Below are 14,807 nucleotides of genomic sequence, written 5' to 3' on the forward strand. Positions count from 1 at the left end.
CCGCTTACGACGTGGTCGTGCGCTGCTCGCGCGCGAGGCGGCGCAGGCGCGCCTGCTCCCACTGCGTCAAGCGCCACAGGTCACGGCGGACCTGCTTGGGGTCGACCTGGCGGCCGGGCAGGTGCATGTTGGCCTGGCCGACGAGGTGGCGCTCGTCGCCGGTCAAGGCCATCCACTTGGCCAGCGCGTCGTCGGAGTCCGGCAGGCGCGCAGAGCCGTAGGGCCGCGTCTCGTCCGGGAAGGCCACGCAGTACTCGGCGAGCAGCTCGCGGGTCTGCGGCAGGTAGGCGACGACCGGCTTGTGCGGGTAGATGAGGTAGGCGTAAGGCGCGCCGGCGCGGGTCGCGTTCGTGCCGCCCTGGTCGGGACCCTCGGCCAGGCCGCCCCAGACGCGGATGAACCCGAGCTCGCGATACATATCCCACTCCTCGTCGTTGACGCAGGAGCGCAGGAGCTGGCGAGCGCGCTGCTCGGCGCGGCGCTCGCGGCCGGGGTCGTAGACGTCGACGGGGACGCGCGCGCGGCGGGCCTTGTGCCGCTCGAAGGTCTCGGTCAGGCGCGGAGCGGCGACTTCCCACAGCAGCGCCACGATCACGATCAGGGTGGCGCCGAGCGCGAGCAGCATCGCGGTGGTCCTCTACCGCCCGCCCGCGGCGCGCGGGAAGAAGATGACGCGGTCGGCGTCGCGCGGGACGTCCTCGAAGGCCTTCACCATCCGGGCCTCGCGGCGCCCGGCGCTGGACGTGACCGGCACCGCCGCCCACATCCCCTCGTCGAGCTGGCGGCGAAACTCGTCCAGGAGCATCTGCTCCTCGCTGACGACGTCCACGTCGCCTTCGGCCAGGAGGACCTCGCCATGACCAGGCTTCATGCGCAGGAACCTCACCGGCGTGATTATGGCAAAGGCCGAACGGTCCGGTGCGCCGTGAATGTGCCGGATGTCCTACTCCGTGATGGCGGGCGCGCCAAGGCGGCCGGCGTTCGGGACCGCGTGGACGTCGCCGTAGCCGACGCCGAGGACGTTGACGGGCCCGGCACCGGCGCCAAGGTCGCGCAGGCCGTAGCGCACGGCCTCGGCGGCGATCGCCCGCGCGGCATGGGCGGCTTCGACGATCTCGAAGCCGAGCGCGAGGTGCGCGGCGAGCGCCGAGGAGTGCGTGCAGCCGGAGCCGTGGGCGGCGCCGTCGGGGTGGCGCGCGCCCGGGATCTCGATGGCGTTGCCAGCGTCGGCGCCGAGCGGGAGCAAGACGTCGGTCGCCGTCGCGCGGTGGCCGCCGGTGACGACGACGGCGTTCGCGCCGCGTTCGCGGACCGCGACGGCCAGCTCCGCCCCATCCAGCGTGGCGGCGGTCGCGCCCGCCAGCGCGCGCGCCTCCGGGACGTTCGGCGTGACCACCGTCGCCCGCGGGAGCAGCAGCTCGACCAGCGCGCGCTCGGCGTCCTCGGGCAACAGGCGGGCGCCGGACTCGGCGATCATCACGGGGTCCAGGACGACGGGCGTGTTGGGCGGCAGCGCATCGAGCGCCTTGGCCACCGCTTCGATCACGGGCGCCCCTCCGACCATCCCGATCTTCACGGCGCCGATCGTGAAGTCGCTCGCCACCGCCTCGATCTGCGCCACCACCATCTCCGGTGACACCGGCTCCACCCGCGTGACCGCCACCGTGTTCTGCGCGGTGATCGCGGTGATCGCCGTCGTCCCGTGCACCCCGCAGCGCGCGAACGCCTTCAGATCCGCCTGGATCCCCGCGCCCCCACCCGAGTCCGAGCCGGCGATCGAGAGGCAGACGGGGACGCGCGGGGAGGTCGTGGCCATCGGCGGCGATGCTAGCCGCCGCCCCTGCCAAGCGGCGTCCTCTTCGTGCTAGCACCCCTGGCCACGCGCTGCGACGGCTGGTACCGTCGGCGATGAGGCCTCTGACGACGATTCGTTGCCAAGACGCCGCCGGCCCTGTGCGCTGACCAAGCGCCGCCCGCGGCCCAATGCGATCTCCCCCGCCGAACGCGATGTTCGGCGCGGTCGTCGATTCCTTCCTGCCGAAAGGCCTACAAGAAGTGCTTTCCGATCACCGGATCCAGCAGTACCTGCGCGGCGCGGCCGCGCGTGGGCGCGACGTCGAGCGCGTCGGCCCGTTCCTCGCGACGTTCAACGCGCGCGATGCCATGCCCTACACCAACTACGCGATCCCCGACGACGGCGCGCGGCCGACGGCGGCGGACGTCGCCGCGCTGGTCGATGCCTACAACAAGCGCGACCGCCTGCCGCGGCTGGAGTACCTGCCGAACGCCGCACCGGACGTCGAGGCCGCGCTGATCGCCGGCGGCTTCGTGGTCGAGGCGCTCCTGCCGGGGATGGTGTGCGAGCCGCCTGACGTGGTCGCCCTGCCGGCACCCGACGGGATCGTGTTCGAGGTGCCGGCGTCCGACGACGACTGGCACGAGCTGGACACCGTGCAGCACGTGGCCTTCGGCGTTGAGCCATCGCCCGCCACGGCGGCCGAGCGTGCGGAGGCCGCCGAGCGTGGCCGCGAGCGCTTGGCCGACGGCGGCCTCACGCTGCTCGCCCGTGACGTCGAGACCGGCGCGGTCGTCGGCGGCGGCGTGGCGACGGTTCCGGGCGATGGCGTGACCGAGATCGCCGGCATCGGCGTCTCGGCGACCCACCGTCGCCGCGGCATCGCCGGCGCGCTGACCGCGTCGCTGGCGAGCGCCGCCTTCGCCGCGGGCATCGAGATCGTCTGGCTGACGCCCGGCGACGCCGGTGCCCACCGCGTCTACGCCCGCGCCGGCTTCACCGACGCGACGACGATCCTGCACGTCAGCTTGGCGATGCCGTAGAGCTCGCTCGGCGGGGCGACGGCCAACGCCGTCGCCCCGTCGCCGAGCGCGGCGGGACCTTCACCAGCGCACTGGGCCGTCGGCGTCGAAGAAGCCGCCGGTCGGGCCGTCTGAGTCGAGGAGGGCGAGGTCGACGACGACGTGGGCCGCATCGGCGGGCGTGGTGGGTGCGGCGGCGCGGTTGTGCGGGCCGCCGAGATCGGTCTGGACCCAGCCGGGACACACGGCGTTGACCTTCATGTTGGTGTCGGCCAAAGACTTCGAGAGGCCGATCGTGATCGAGTTCAGCGCGGCCTTCGACGCCTGGTAGGCCGGCACGACGAGGCCGTGGTAGGCGGAGGTGGGGTCGGACTGGTCGGCCAGCGAGCCGACGGTGCTCGACACGTTGACGATCCGTCCCCGCGGTGCGGCGAGCAGCAGCGGCAGGAACGCGGCGGTCGTCGTCACGACGCCGAAGAGGTTCGTTGCGAAGGTCTCGCGGAACATCGCGATGTCCATCGGCCCTTTGACGCGATGGGCGGCAGCCGCCTCCGGCAGGATCCCGGCGTTGTTGATGAGGATGTCGACCCGTCCGTGCTCGGCCCGGACGAGCTCCGCCGCGGCGCGGACGCTGTTGTCGTCGGTGACGTCGATCTCGACCGCGACGGCCTCGACGCCCTTCTCCACCAGCTCCGCCACCGCCGCCGCGCCCTTCGCCTGCTCGCGCGCGCCGACCACGACGCGCACCCCCATCCCACCCAGCCGCTCCGCGGTCGCCAACCCGATGCCCTTGTTGGCACCGGTGATGAAGGCAATGTCCATATCTCGCTCCCTGCCTCGTTCGCACGTTGTCGCCTTCCACAACGCGCCCGCGGCTCGGGACGTGAGATCGACGTCAGGCGAACGCCGAGCGCATCGTGCGGGTCAGGCGGCCGGTGGGCGAGCGGCGGACCAGGCCGAGGAGCTCGAGCTCCATGAGTGCGGCGCGGACAGTGGAGGCTCCCGCGGGGTCGGGTGCGAGAGCGGCGATCGTGTCTTGTCCGTCCTCGACCGCGGCCAGCAGCGCGGCGAGGTCCGGCGCGAGGTTGGCGGGCGGTGGGAGCGTGGACGTCGCGGCGTCGCGCAGCGCGGCCTGGGCGGCGGTGATGCCGACGGTGAGGTCGAGGGCGTCGATCGCGTCGCGGACCACCGTGGCGCCGTCGCGCAGGAGCGCGTTGGTGCCGCGCGAGCGCCAGCTCATCACCGGGCCGGGAACGGCACCGACGTCGCGGCCGAGCTCCAGCGCCAGCTCGGCGGTGATCAGCGAGCCGGAGCGCTCCGCGGCCTCCACGACGATCGTCGCGGGCGCGAGCGCCGCGATGATCCGATTGCGCGCCGGGAAGTTCCAGCGGAACGCGCGGAAGCCCGGCGGCATCTCCGACACGACCGCGCCGCCCCCGGCCAGGATCGCGTCATACAACTTGGACTTGCTCGCGGGGTACGGGACGTCGGCGCCGCCGGCCAGGACCGCGATCGTCCGGCCGCCCGCCTCCAGCGCGCCCGCGTGGGCGGCGGAGTCGACGCCAAGCGCCATGCCGGAGACGACCGTCACGCCCGCGGAGGCCAGCCCGCGCCCGAGCGCACGAGCGACCTCTAGGCCTTCATCCGACGCGCGCCGCGTCCCGACGATCGCCGCAACGGCCAGCGGCGTGCCCTCGGGGCGATCGTGGCCGAGCAGCGCCGCCAGGCGCGCCCGCGCCTCCTCCCCGCCGCGGACGAACAGCGCGTGCGGCGCGGCGCGGTCGTCGGCCAGCGGCTCCGGGTAGTCGGCGGTGTGACGGCAGAGCACCTCCAGCTCAGCGTCGGCGGCGGCGATCAGGAGGTCGAACGGGTCGAAGGCGGCCATGTGGTCACGCAGCGCGTCCACCCCGTCGCGCTTGCCCGCGGCCGCGACGATCAGCGACTCGTCGTCGAGCGCCAGCACGTCGCGGATCGGCCGCCGCTGCTTGTGGGCGACCTCCAGCCCGCCCGCGACCAGCGCGAGCAGTCGCGCGCGTCGCAGGCAGGCCGGGCACGCCACTCCCGGAGCGTCGCTCATGCCGCGCCCTCCATGCGCGCGTCGTCCAGCGCCTGGCGCAGGCTCAGCGCCTCCAGCAAGTGGTCGGTCGCGACCGCCTCGCGCTCCGCCAGGTCGGCGATCGTCCGCGCCACGCGCAGCACGCGATCGTGCCCGCGCGGGCTGAGCGTGCCGCGGTCATACGCCCGGCGCAGCACCGACGCGCCGCGGGCATCCAACGGGATCATGTCCCGGATCAGCGACGCGGGCAGTTGCGCGTTGCAGCGCGCGCCCGTGCGCGCGAGCCGCGCCACCTGGCGCTCACGCGCGGCGACCACCTGCGCGCGGACCTCCGCGCTGCGGCACGTCGGCGGTCCTTCGAAGTCCTCCGGCGTCGGACGCTGCACGTCGACCAGGAGGTCGAGGCGGTCGAGCAGCGGTCCGGACAGGCGCTGTTGGTACTTCATCATGTCGCCCTCGCCACAGCGGCAGCGCGGCGTGCCCGCGTGGCCGCACGGACACGGGTTGGTCGATGCCACCACCATCACTTCAGCTGGGAACACGGAGCGACGCTGCCCGCGGACGATCGCGACGCGACCATCCTCCAGCGGCTGGCGCAGCGACTCCAGCGCGGAGCGCGAAAACTCCGCTAGCTCGTCCAGGAACAGAACGCCCTGATGCGCCAGCGTGATCTCGCCCGGCTGCGGATAGGACCCGCCGCCGACCAACCCGGACGCCGACACCGTGTGGTGCGGCGCGCGGAACGGCCGCTCGGTCGCCAGCCCCTCACCCGGCCGCAGCCCGGCGATCCCCTGGATGCGCGTCACCTCGATCGCCTCCGCGCGTGACAGCGGCGGCAGGATGGTCGGCAGGCGCTGGGCGAGCATCGTCTTGCCCGTTCCCGGCGGACCGGCCAGCAGCAGGTTGTGGCCGCCCGCCGCGGCGATCGCCAGCGCGCGCAACGGTCCGGCGTGGCCACGGACATCGGCGAGATCGAGCGCGTACGCGGCAGTAGCCGGCACGTCCGATGGCTCGGGCGGCAGCGTCCCGGCGCTCTCGCCGCGCAGGATCGTCACAACCTCCGCGAGGTCCTCCGCACCCGACACGCCGACGTCCTCGACCAGCGCCGCCTCCCGCGCGCTGTGCGCCGGGAGCACGAGGGCCGGCAACCCTGCCGCCGCCACGCCCTCCCCCACGGCCAGCGCGCCGCGGCACGGCCGCAGCTCGCCACCGAGCGCCAGCTCGCCGAACACCGCGGTGCGCTCCAGCGACGCGGCCGGGAGCTGGGCGCTCGCCGCGAGGATCCCGCACGCGATCGCCAGGTCGAACCCCGGCCCCTCCTTGCGCAGCGACGCCGGAGCGAGGTTGACGGTGATCCTTCGCGCCGGGAACTCGAAGCCGGAGTTCAGCACCGCCGAGCGGACGCGCTCGCGCGCTTCGCGGACGGCGCGGTCGCCCAGCCCGACGATCGCGAACCCGGGCAGCCCCGGGCGGATGTCGACCTCGACGGTGACGCGGCGGCTCTCGACGCCGTGGATGGCAAACGTGGTGACGTGGGCGAGCATGGCCGCCGAAGCTATGGCGGCGGTCGTGACGGATCAGCGCGTGGCGGTGACGAAAGCGCGCGCGGTCCGCGCAGCGGCGCGCCGCCTCAGCGGTGCTTCTTGGCGGCGGCGGTGGCGCGCGCCCGCACCACCGTCACCTGCACGCGCGCGCCCTTGGCCACCTTCAGCTTCAAGGTCGCGCGGCGAGTCAACGTGATTGCCTTGCTGCACGGCGTCGTCTCGTCCGCCGCCGGCTTGACCAGGCACGCCCACGCGCGCAGCTTGCCCTTCGGTGCCTTCTTCGCGCGCGTGAGTGACACGCGGACCGTCCGGTCACGGGTCCCGGAACCAGCGGCCGCCGCACGCGCCACGCCGCCCGTCGACGCCGCCACCGTCGCCGACGCCAGCGCCATCCCGCTCGACGTGCGCAGCACCTCGGTCCCGCCGCGCGCCGCGAAGGACGACGACGCCACCGTGGGCGAGTGCACCGGACCGACCCACGCGCTCGCCCACGCGACGATCGTCCCGCCCGGGCCGACCGCCGTCTCCGACCCGCGGATCAGCGCGCCCGCGTCGTCGTTGGTCAGCACATAGGAGCCCGCGCCGCCGGTCGTCAGCGAGACGCAGCGCGGGTTGCAACGCCAGAACTCAAGCGTCTTGGACGTGATCTCGGTCGTCCCGTTCCAGGAGCCCGGGGTCAAGGTGATGGTCTTGCCGACGTCCGCGCGGCCGGTCGACGTCAGCCGCGGCGTGGTCATCAGGCCGGGCTTGGCGGGGACGATCGGCACCGTCACCGGCGTCGCGGCGGTCACGGTCCCGTCCGGGTTGGTCGCGCTCTGGACGACCCGCAAGCGCTTGCGCGCATCCGCGGTCTGCAGGCGGTAGTACTGGGCGCGCGCGCCCACGATGTCCGCGCAGTTGGCGCCATTGGCGTCGCAGCGCTGCCACTGAAAGCCGTAGTTGGTGTCCTGCGTCGTGCGCCAGGTGCCACGGCGGACCTGGATCGTCTGCGGCACCTGCAGCGTCCCGATGATGTCGCCGACGGTGACGAGCTGCGGCAACACCTGCGCGACCACGCCGGTGGCCGCCGACGGCGCCGCGGTGATGCCCTCGGTGTTCTCGGCCGATACGACGGCGACGATCGTGTGGCCGGTGTCGGCCGCGGTCAGGACGTAGTTGGCGCGCGTCGCGCCCGTGATGTCGGCGCAGTTGGCGCCGTTGGCGCCGTTGGCGTCGCAGCGCCGCCACTGGTAGCTGAACGCGGTCGGGTCGTTGCGCCACACGCCGCGCGACACCTGCAGGTTGGACGCGCGCGCCGCCGTGCCGGTGACGACCGGCGCCGAGACGATCACCGGCACCGGCTGGTCGGCGACGGTCGCGGCGAGGCTGTCGGCCGTCGCGTTGCGCCCCCAGGACGTCGCAGCTTCGCGCAAGACCAAGGTGTGGTCCTTGTCGCTCGTGACGACCTTGTACTCCGTGCGCGTTGCGCCGGGGATGTCCGCGCAGTTGGTCGTGCCGTCGGGGTCGCAGCGCCGCCACTGGTAGCGCAACGCGATCGTCGGGACGCTCCACGCGCCTGCGATAGCCCGCACGGTCTGGGCGACCTGCACGGTCCCGGAGATCACCGGGACCACCGAGTTGGTGAGCGCGCGGCCGGTGACGTTGGCGGTCAGCGCCGAGGAGACGACCGTCGAGGCGCCCGGGATCGTGCCGGTGACGCGGACGCCGATCGTGTGCCCGACGTCCGGGCCGACCAACGTGTAGGTCCTGCCGGTGCCGATCGTGATGCAGCCGCCGATCACGGTCGCGCCCGACGGGCAGCGCAGCCACTGGTAGGTCAGCGTGGTCGTCGACGGCGTCCAGGTGCCGCCGTTGATCGTGAGCGTCCCGGTGTCCTGCAGCGTGCCGGACGGCGCAGCGATCGTCGCGGGCGCGACCGGCGGGGCGATGACCGCGGGCGTGGCGGGGCTGTAGCCGTCGCCGGTGCCGTCGGCGTTGGTCGCCGTCACCTTCGACCGGATCTCCGCGCCCTCGTCAGCGGCGACCAAGGCGTAGGTCTGCGAGGTCGCCCCGCTGATGTCCGTGAACGTCCCGGCGACCTTGCGCTGCCACTGGTAGGCGTAGCTCGTCGCCGCCGGGATCCAGGTGCCGGTGTTGGACGTCAGCAGCTCGCCGACGCGGGCGCTGCCGGTCACGATCGGCGGGGTCGCGCTGCCGGGCGTGGCTGCGAGGACCGTGGCGGTCGGAGCCGAGTAGGCGGTGGTGTTGCCGTCCACGTTGGTGGCCTTGACCGCGACGCGGACCGTCGCGGCGACGTCGCCGGCGACCAAGGTGTAGGTGGTGGCGGTCGCGCCGCTGATGTTCGCAAAGCCCGAGCCGGTGTCGCGCTGCCACTGGTAGGTGTAGGCCGCGCCCGCAGGCGTCCAGGCGCCGGCCGAGGCGGTCAGCGTGAACGTACGCTTGGCGGTGCCGGCGATCCCGGGCGTGCCCGTGTTGACCGGCGGGTCGGTGGCGATGTTGGCGGTCGGCGCGGAGGTCGCGACCGTGTCGCCGAAGGAGTTAGACGCGGTGACGACGACTTGCAACGGGTAGCCGATGTCGTCGTCGCCGAGCGTGTAGGTCGTCCCGGTCGCGCCGGCAACGTCCGCGTAGCCGGTGCCGTCGTCGCGCTGCCACTGGAAGCTGTAGGTGTTGGCCGTAGGGCTCCACGTCCCGGCGGTGACCGCGAGCCGGTACCCGCGCTTGGTCGTGCCGGAGACGACGGGCGCGACGACGCTGGCGGGCTTGCCGGTCGTGATCGCGCCGAGCGCGTTGGTCGTAACCGTGGTCGAGGCGTAGGCGTTGGTCGCGGTGACCGTGGCGCGAACCGTGGCGCCGACGTCCGCGGGGAGCGTCGTGTAGGTCGACGTCGTCGCGCCGCTGATGGCGGTGTAGCCCGAGCCGGTGTTGCGCTGCCACTGGTAGGTGTAGGACGTGCCCGCGGGGTACCAGGAGCCGCGCGTGGCGGTCAGCGTGTTGCCGCCGACGGTGCTGCCGGAGATCGTCGGCGCGACCGTGTTGACCGGCGTGGCGGCGAGAACCGGGCCGACCACGTTGGAGTCGACGGCGCCGTTGCCCGAGGCGTTGGAGGCGATGACGTGGACGCGGATGGTGGCGGTCTGGTCCGTGGGGACCAAGGTGTAGGTCGTCGCGGTCGCACCGGAGATGTCGGCGTAGCCCGAGCCGGTGTCGCGCTGCCACTGGTAGGCGACCGAGGTCGCGGACGGGTTCCACGAGCCGGAGTTGACGATCAGCGTGTTGCCGCGGACGGGCTGTCCGGAGATGGCCGGAGCGCCGATGGAGATCGGCGGGCCGCTGGTCAGCGAGGACGTGGTCCCCGTGAACGGATCGTCATCGAACACGGTCCCGGCGCTCGCAGGGGCGACCGACGTCGCCAGGAGGGCGACGGTGGCAAGCAGACAGCGAAACAGGGCACCGAAAGCGCGCGGCACCCCCCTTGCAACGGCAGGCGCGCGCGTGGGGCACAGCGTTTTGGACGCATGTCGGGCGCGCCGTTAGGTCCGGACCGTGACGCGCGTGGCCGGACCGAGTTGGAGCTGGTCGCCGTCGTGGAGCGCGGCGCCGGTGCGGATCGCGCGGCCGTTGACGCGCGTGCCGTGGGTGGAGGCGAGGTCGGTGAGCAGCCAGCCGCCGTCGTCGAGGCGGTGCAGGACGGCGTGGCGGCGGGAGACGGTGGGGTCAGCGAAGCGGATCCGGGCGGCGCGGGAGCGGCCGAGCAGGAGTTGGGTGCCGGGCGGCGCGGCCGCGGGCGGCGGCAGGACGAGGACCGGGAGGTCGCCGGCCGTCCGGGCCTTCCGTGCCCGCGCCGCCGTCGCCCAGCAGCCGTGCCGGTGTGGATGCCTCATCAGGCTTTGAACGGCTTTCTGCGCCGGATCGTGACGTTCGCGCCTTGGTCCGTCACGGTGCGCCGCCGAGGGTGAAGCGCATGCCCGTCACCGATCCCCGACACCACCTCGGCCGCCTCGGCGAGCGCCTGGCCGCCGAGCACCTCGAGCGCCGCGGCTGCTCGATCATCGGCCGCAATCACCGCACGCGCTACGGCGAGATCGACCTGATCGTTATGGACGGCGACATATTGGTCTTCGTCGAGGTCAAGACCCGCCGCGGCCGCGGCTCACCTTGGGACGCGCTGCACGGAGCCAAGCAAGCGCAGGTCCGCCGTATGGCCCGTGCCTACCTCACCGAGGTCCCGGGCCGCCCGCGCGCTGCGGGGTTGCGCTTCGACGCGATCGGCATCCAGATCGATGGGCGCGGGCAGCTCACGTCGCTGAGCCACCTGGAGGGAGCGTTCTAGTGCTTGGCGGCAGGCGTGCGCTTGGCGACCACGCCGGCGATGATGAGCACCAGGATCACGCCGATGATGGCGCTGAGCAGGCCGCCGAGGTCGAAGGCGTCGTCGTCGCCGATCCCCAGCCCGCGCGTGAAGATGAAGTAGCCGACGAGCGCGCCGACCAGGCCGAGCACCACCGAGGCCGCCCAGGACTTCGGCCCTCGCTCCATGCCGCTGAAGACGTCGTTGGGAACCAGGGCGCGGCCGATGAAGCCGGCGACGAGGCCGAGGATGAGTGCACCGATCATGCGCTCGACGTACCCGACCGCCGCGCTCCGATACATGGGTCTTGCGTCGAACAGCGAGGCGCGGCGCGCCTACAGCGGAAGTCGCTGGTAGGCCGCCGACTGAAACGACATGCGGTGCAGCGGCGAGACGCCCTGGCGCTGGATCGCGTCGCGGTGCTCCGGGGTCGAGTAGCCGACGTGTGCGGCGAACTCCCAGCCGGGATGCAGCGCGTCGGCGCGGCGCATGAAGCGGTCGCGGGTGACCTTGGCGATGATCGAGGCGGCGGCGATGGCGGCGGAGGTCGCGTCGCCGTCGACGATCGCGCGGCGGTCGTGGCCGTCCATCTCCCCCACGGCGAACCCGTCGCTCAAGAGGATGCAGCCCGGACACGCGACCTTCAGCAGCGTCTCGCGCAGCGCGGCGATGTTCGTCTTGTGCAGGCCGCGGCGATCGATCCCGCCGGCGCTGCGCGACGTCACCACGACCTTGGTCGCGATGCGCATGACGAGCGGGTAGAGCTCCTCGCGCGCTTCCTCGGTGTGCTGCTTGGAATCGTTGAGCTTGCCGAGCGCGCGAACCTCGCGCGGGCCCAGTCGCTCGTAGTCGAACAGCACCGCGGCGGCGACCAGCGGACCGGCCAGGCAGCCACGCCCCGCCTCGTCGGCGCCCGCGACCCAGCGGTAGCCGAGCTTGCGGTCGTGCTGGAAGAGACGGCGGCCGCCCTTGGTCTTCGGCTTGCGCTTGGCGCGGGTACGCGGCTTCTGCGGTGCCGCGCCCTCCACCACGCCGGCCAGCTCGTCGGCGAGGTTCACGCGCGACCCACTAGAGGAGACCGATGCGCTTCGGTGGCCAGTAGGTGGCGAAGGCGCCGCCGATGATCCACTTGCGTGGGACGGGCCCCCAGAAGCGGCTGTCGTCGGACTCTCCACGGTTGTCGCCCATCATGAACCAGTGGTCCGCCGGAATCGTGATCGGCCGCGTGAAGTCGCAGCCGGAGCCGCCGTCGGCACACGGGCGGGTGAAGTCGTCCTTCTGCCGCTTGCCGTTGACGTAGGCGTGCCCGCCCTTGATGTACAAGGTGTCGCCCGGGCCCGCGACGACGCGCTTGATGAAGTTCACGTCCGATCGTTGCGACGTCGGCTTGTCGCACGCCTGGTCGGGCTTCTTGTTGTTGTCGCCGCAGGTGTTGGACTCGCTGCCCGCCGGCGGGTGGAAGACCACGACCTCGCCGACCTCGGGCTTGTTGAAGCGGTTGCCCAAGCGGTTGACGAGCACGCGCTGGCCGATCTTCAAGGTCGGGACCATCGACTCGCTCGGGATCCGGTACGGCTTGACCAGGAAAGCCTGGATGCCGAGCGCCAGTCCGAGGGCGACTACGACGATCACGACCAGCTCGACGAACGAGCTGCCGGCCGACTTCTCCTTCTTCGCTCCGCCGGCGGCGGCGCTCATCGACTGCTACTTGGCGTCGGCGTCGGGCTCCGTGGACGCCTCGGCGGCGGCCTCGGACTCGGCCGCGGCGCCGTCGTCGGTCGCCTCAGCGGCCGGCGCGTCAGGCGCCTCGACGACCGTCTCCTCGGCCGTCGCGCCCTCGGCGTCGACGGCACCGTCGCTCGCGGCGGCCTCGGCCTCGAGCTGGGCGGCGGGGTCGTGCAGCAGACCGGCCTCGACGACTTCCTCCGGGCCGATGTACCGACGCTCGCGGACGCGGGCGGCCTTGCCGACGCGATCGCGGAGGTAGTACAGCTTGGCGCGACGGACGTCACCGCGGGCGGCGACCTCGATCTTCTCGATCTTCGGCGAGTGCACGGGGAACGTGCGCTCCACGCCGACACCGAACGACTGCTTGCGGACCGTGAAGGTCTCGCGGGCACCGTGGCCCTGGCGCTTGATCACCACGCCCTCGAAGACCTGCGTACGGCGACGCGTGCCCTCGATGACCTGGAAGTGGACACGGACGCGATCGCCCGCCTGGAAGCGGGGGACGCGGCGCAGCTGGGCGCGCTCGAGTGAGTCGATGACGGTGCTCATGGCAAAGAGGGGGCGCGACAGGCGCAGAGCGGATCTCCGCGCGTCGGCCGGATGATGGTAGCGAACACGCTCTTCACGAGCGGAGCGCCTGGGGTTCGAGCCTGGCGAAGCCTCGCCCTGCGGGCTCGTTTCGCTGCGGCAGCTCGCCTGGCGGCTCGCTCCCGCGGTTTGCGGGTCCTTTTACCCGGACATGGGCCCGAACGGGTCGGGCCCGGACGCGCGTGGCGCGTCCTCGTCGCCGGACATCGGTCCGAACGGGTCCGGACCGGCACCGCGGCGAATGGTCGTGTCGCCCTCGGGATCCGGCGGGTGAGCCGTCGGACCGACGACACCGCGCTCGGCGGAGCGCATGCGGCGCCAGGTGTGGATCTCCTCGTGGTGGCCGCTCAGCAGCACCGGAGGGACCTTCCAGCCGCGGTACTCGGCCGGACGGGTGTAGTGCGGGTACTCGGGATCGCCGCCCAAGGCCTGGGAGAACGACTCCTCCAGGGCGCTCTCGGAGTGGCCCAGAGCGCCCGGCATCTTGCGCAGCACCGCGTCCATGACGACCATCGCCGCCAGCTCGCCGCCGCTCAGCACGAAGCGGCCGACGCTCACGGCATCCGACGCGAAGTGCTGGACGATCCGCTCGTCGAAGCCTTCGTAGCGCCCGCACAGCAGCGTGATCGCCGACTCCTCCGCGAGCTCGTTGACGAGGTTGTCGTCGAGCATCCGACCGCCGGGCGTCAGCGCGATCACGCGCCGCTCGCGCCGCAGGTCGAGCGGGTCCTGGTTGTAGATCCCCTGCAGCGCCTTGTCCATGACGTCGACGCGCAGGACCATGCCGGCGCCGCCGCCGAAGGGCGTGTCGTCGACCTGGCCGCCGCTCAGCGGCGTCCAGTCGCGCGGGTTGAACGCCCGCACCTCGTGGCCGCGCTGCACCGCGTTGCGCACGTGGCGCTGCGTGTGGAACCAGTCGAACCACTCCGGGAAGAGCGTGACGACGTCGAGCTGCATCTAGGCGTTGTCTCCAAGGAAGGCCAAGTTGATGTCGATGACCTTGGCCTGGACGTCGACGGTGCGGACGGCATCGGAGATCAACGGCACGAGGATGGCTTTGGTGCCGGGCTCGGGCCGTTGCACTTCGAGCAGCTCGCACGACGGGTACGGCAGCAGCTTTGCGACGACGCCGACCCGCGTCTCACCGTCTACGACCGCGCAGCCCACGAGGTCCTCCGCCAGCCACTCGTCCTCTTCCAGCGGCGGCGCCTCGGCGCGCGGGAAGAAGAGGTCGTGCCCACGCACCGCCTCAACAGCCTCGCGCGACGTCATGCCGCGCAGCCGCAGGATCGGCTCGGCGGGCGTGCCGTCGTGGCGGACGATCTCCACCTCGCGGCCATCGAGCACCAACCGCGTGGCGTCAGCGAGGACGCGCTCGCGCGGTTGGGTCACTTTGAAGGAGCCGTCCAGGCCGTGCGGGCGCCCGATGCGCCCGACGGCGAGGAGATCGCCGGCGGCGGAGTCGGTCACCGCCGCGTCAGTCGACGATGTCGACGAGGACGCGGCGCTGCTCCTTGACGGCGGAGGCCTTGACGACCGTCCGCAGGGCGTTGGCGGTGCGCCCGCCCTTGCCGATTACGCGGCCGTAGTCCTCCTCGCCCACCGACAGCTCGAGGACGACGGTGCCGTCCTCTTCGTCGAACTGCTCGACGGCCACCTTCTCAGGGTCGTCGACGAGCTGGCGGGCGAGGTAGTCGAGCAGGTCCTTCACGGCGATGGCGAG

At 72.7% G+C, this 14,807-nt stretch carries 17 protein-coding genes; 2 read left to right on the plus strand and 15 right to left on the minus strand.

Annotated elements, in window-relative coordinates; all coding sequences use genetic code 11:
- Positions 1-4: 4 nt before the first annotated feature.
- The 3 genes from ACT01A_RS04205 to thiD all read right to left on the minus strand — a co-directional run bounded on the left by ACT01A_RS04205 (position 5) and on the right by thiD (position 1,816).
- Positions 5-625: a hypothetical protein gene (locus ACT01A_RS04205; protein ID WP_445150991.1), complete on the minus strand. Its 621-nt coding sequence runs from the start codon at positions 623-625 to the stop codon at positions 5-7.
- A 12-nt stretch (positions 626-637) separates the two neighbouring features.
- On the minus strand, positions 638-871 hold the full coding sequence (locus ACT01A_RS04210) for a hypothetical protein (RefSeq protein ID WP_445150992.1): 234 nt from the start codon (positions 869-871) through the stop codon (positions 638-640).
- 72 nt (positions 872-943) lie between these two features.
- The gene (gene thiD, locus ACT01A_RS04215) at positions 944-1,816 is read right to left on the minus strand and encodes a bifunctional hydroxymethylpyrimidine kinase/phosphomethylpyrimidine kinase (protein WP_445150993.1); all 873 of its coding nucleotides are present in this window, start codon (positions 1,814-1,816) and stop codon (positions 944-946) included.
- A gap of 167 nt (positions 1,817-1,983) precedes the next feature.
- On the opposite strand from thiD, the gene ACT01A_RS04220 reads away from it, so the two are divergent.
- The gene (locus ACT01A_RS04220) at positions 1,984-2,838 is read left to right on the plus strand and encodes a GNAT family N-acetyltransferase (protein WP_445150994.1); all 855 of its coding nucleotides are present in this window, start codon (positions 1,984-1,986) and stop codon (positions 2,836-2,838) included.
- 60 nt (positions 2,839-2,898) lie between these two features.
- Here the strand turns inward: ACT01A_RS04220 and ACT01A_RS04225 are convergent, their stop codons facing one another.
- The 5 genes from ACT01A_RS04225 to ACT01A_RS04245 all read right to left on the minus strand — a co-directional run bounded on the left by ACT01A_RS04225 (position 2,899) and on the right by ACT01A_RS04245 (position 10,301).
- Positions 2,899-3,639, minus strand: a complete 741-nt coding sequence (locus tag ACT01A_RS04225; protein WP_445150995.1) for an SDR family NAD(P)-dependent oxidoreductase — start codon at positions 3,637-3,639, stop codon at positions 2,899-2,901.
- Positions 3,640-3,712: 73 nt separating this feature from the next.
- Positions 3,713-4,894, minus strand: coding sequence for a DNA-processing protein DprA (dprA, locus tag ACT01A_RS04230; protein WP_445150996.1), 1,182 nt, complete (start codon positions 4,892-4,894; stop codon positions 3,713-3,715).
- The gene (locus tag ACT01A_RS04235; protein ID WP_445150997.1) at positions 4,891-6,417 is read right to left on the minus strand and encodes a YifB family Mg chelatase-like AAA ATPase; all 1,527 of its coding nucleotides are present in this window, start codon (positions 6,415-6,417) and stop codon (positions 4,891-4,893) included. Before ACT01A_RS04235 ends, dprA begins: the two co-directional genes overlap by 4 nt.
- 86 nt (positions 6,418-6,503) lie before the next feature.
- Positions 6,504-9,797 carry a hypothetical protein gene (locus ACT01A_RS04240; RefSeq protein WP_445150998.1) on the minus strand — a complete coding sequence of 1,098 codons (3,294 nt, stop codon included), beginning with the start codon at positions 9,795-9,797 and terminating at the stop codon, positions 6,504-6,506.
- Positions 9,798-9,950: 153 nt separating this feature from the next.
- Positions 9,951-10,301 (minus strand): FHA domain-containing protein, encoded by a 351-nt coding sequence (locus ACT01A_RS04245; protein ID WP_445150999.1) that lies wholly within the window; start codon positions 10,299-10,301, stop codon positions 9,951-9,953.
- Between the two features lie 80 nt (positions 10,302-10,381).
- Between ACT01A_RS04245 and ACT01A_RS04250 the strand changes: the two genes are divergently transcribed.
- Complete coding sequence (locus ACT01A_RS04250) at positions 10,382-10,750, plus strand: YraN family protein (protein WP_445151000.1); 369 nt, start codon at positions 10,382-10,384, stop codon at positions 10,748-10,750.
- On the opposite strand, the gene ACT01A_RS04255 is transcribed toward ACT01A_RS04250, so the two are convergent.
- The 7 genes from ACT01A_RS04255 to ACT01A_RS04285 form a co-directional block, all read right to left on the minus strand.
- Complete coding sequence (locus ACT01A_RS04255; RefSeq protein ID WP_445151001.1) at positions 10,747-11,034, minus strand: GlsB/YeaQ/YmgE family stress response membrane protein; 288 nt, start codon at positions 11,032-11,034, stop codon at positions 10,747-10,749. The genes ACT01A_RS04250 and ACT01A_RS04255 overlap by 4 nt on opposite strands.
- A gap of 69 nt (positions 11,035-11,103) precedes the next feature.
- Positions 11,104-11,826 carry a ribonuclease HII gene (locus ACT01A_RS04260; RefSeq protein WP_445151002.1) on the minus strand — a complete coding sequence of 241 codons (723 nt, stop codon included), beginning with the start codon at positions 11,824-11,826 and terminating at the stop codon, positions 11,104-11,106.
- A gap of 10 nt (positions 11,827-11,836) precedes the next feature.
- Entirely contained in the window at positions 11,837-12,466 is a 630-nt protein-coding gene (gene lepB, locus ACT01A_RS04265) for a signal peptidase I (protein ID WP_445151003.1), read from the minus strand.
- 6 nt (positions 12,467-12,472) lie between these two features.
- The gene (rplS, locus tag ACT01A_RS04270; protein ID WP_445151004.1) at positions 12,473-13,045 is read right to left on the minus strand and encodes a 50S ribosomal protein L19; all 573 of its coding nucleotides are present in this window, start codon (positions 13,043-13,045) and stop codon (positions 12,473-12,475) included.
- 180 nt (positions 13,046-13,225) lie between these two features.
- Positions 13,226-14,041 (minus strand): tRNA (guanosine(37)-N1)-methyltransferase TrmD, encoded by an 816-nt coding sequence (gene trmD, locus ACT01A_RS04275; protein ID WP_445151005.1) that lies wholly within the window; start codon positions 14,039-14,041, stop codon positions 13,226-13,228.
- The gene (rimM, locus tag ACT01A_RS04280) at positions 14,042-14,554 is read right to left on the minus strand and encodes a ribosome maturation factor RimM (RefSeq protein ID WP_445151006.1); all 513 of its coding nucleotides are present in this window, start codon (positions 14,552-14,554) and stop codon (positions 14,042-14,044) included.
- Between the two features lie 7 nt (positions 14,555-14,561).
- Positions 14,562-14,795: a KH domain-containing protein gene (locus ACT01A_RS04285; protein ID WP_445151007.1), complete on the minus strand. Its 234-nt coding sequence runs from the start codon at positions 14,793-14,795 to the stop codon at positions 14,562-14,564.
- Between the last annotated feature and the right edge of the window lie 12 nt (positions 14,796-14,807).

It is taken from the genome of Baekduia sp. Peel2402 (assembly GCF_052567285.1).

What these genes read in the sequence shown, in the direction of transcription:
- rplS (WP_445151004.1), bottom strand. Translation starts at nt 13,045, where the DNA reads ATGAGCACCGTCATCGACTCACTCGAGCGCGCCCAGCTGCGCCGCGTC.
- ACT01A_RS04245 (WP_445150999.1), bottom strand. Translation starts at nt 10,301, where the DNA reads ATGAGGCATCCACACCGGCACGGCTGCTGGGCGACGGCGGCGCGGGCA.
- ACT01A_RS04255 (WP_445151001.1), bottom strand. Translation starts at nt 11,034, where the DNA reads ATGATCGGTGCACTCATCCTCGGCCTCGTCGCCGGCTTCATCGGCCGC.
- trmD (WP_445151005.1), bottom strand. Translation starts at nt 14,041, where the DNA reads ATGCAGCTCGACGTCGTCACGCTCTTCCCGGAGTGGTTCGACTGGTTC.
- dprA (WP_445150996.1), bottom strand. Translation starts at nt 4,894, where the DNA reads ATGAGCGACGCTCCGGGAGTGGCGTGCCCGGCCTGCCTGCGACGCGCG.
- lepB (WP_445151003.1), bottom strand. Translation starts at nt 12,466, where the DNA reads ATGAGCGCCGCCGCCGGCGGAGCGAAGAAGGAGAAGTCGGCCGGCAGC.
- ACT01A_RS04220 (WP_445150994.1), top strand. Translation starts at nt 1,984, where the DNA reads ATGCGATCTCCCCCGCCGAACGCGATGTTCGGCGCGGTCGTCGATTCC.
- ACT01A_RS04205 (WP_445150991.1), bottom strand. Translation starts at nt 625, where the DNA reads ATGCTGCTCGCGCTCGGCGCCACCCTGATCGTGATCGTGGCGCTGCTG.
- ACT01A_RS04250 (WP_445151000.1), top strand. Translation starts at nt 10,382, where the DNA reads ATGCCCGTCACCGATCCCCGACACCACCTCGGCCGCCTCGGCGAGCGC.
- thiD (WP_445150993.1), bottom strand. Translation starts at nt 1,816, where the DNA reads ATGGCCACGACCTCCCCGCGCGTCCCCGTCTGCCTCTCGATCGCCGGC.
- ACT01A_RS04235 (WP_445150997.1), bottom strand. Translation starts at nt 6,417, where the DNA reads ATGCTCGCCCACGTCACCACGTTTGCCATCCACGGCGTCGAGAGCCGC.
- ACT01A_RS04210 (WP_445150992.1), bottom strand. Translation starts at nt 871, where the DNA reads ATGAAGCCTGGTCATGGCGAGGTCCTCCTGGCCGAAGGCGACGTGGAC.
- ACT01A_RS04225 (WP_445150995.1), bottom strand. Translation starts at nt 3,639, where the DNA reads ATGGACATTGCCTTCATCACCGGTGCCAACAAGGGCATCGGGTTGGCG.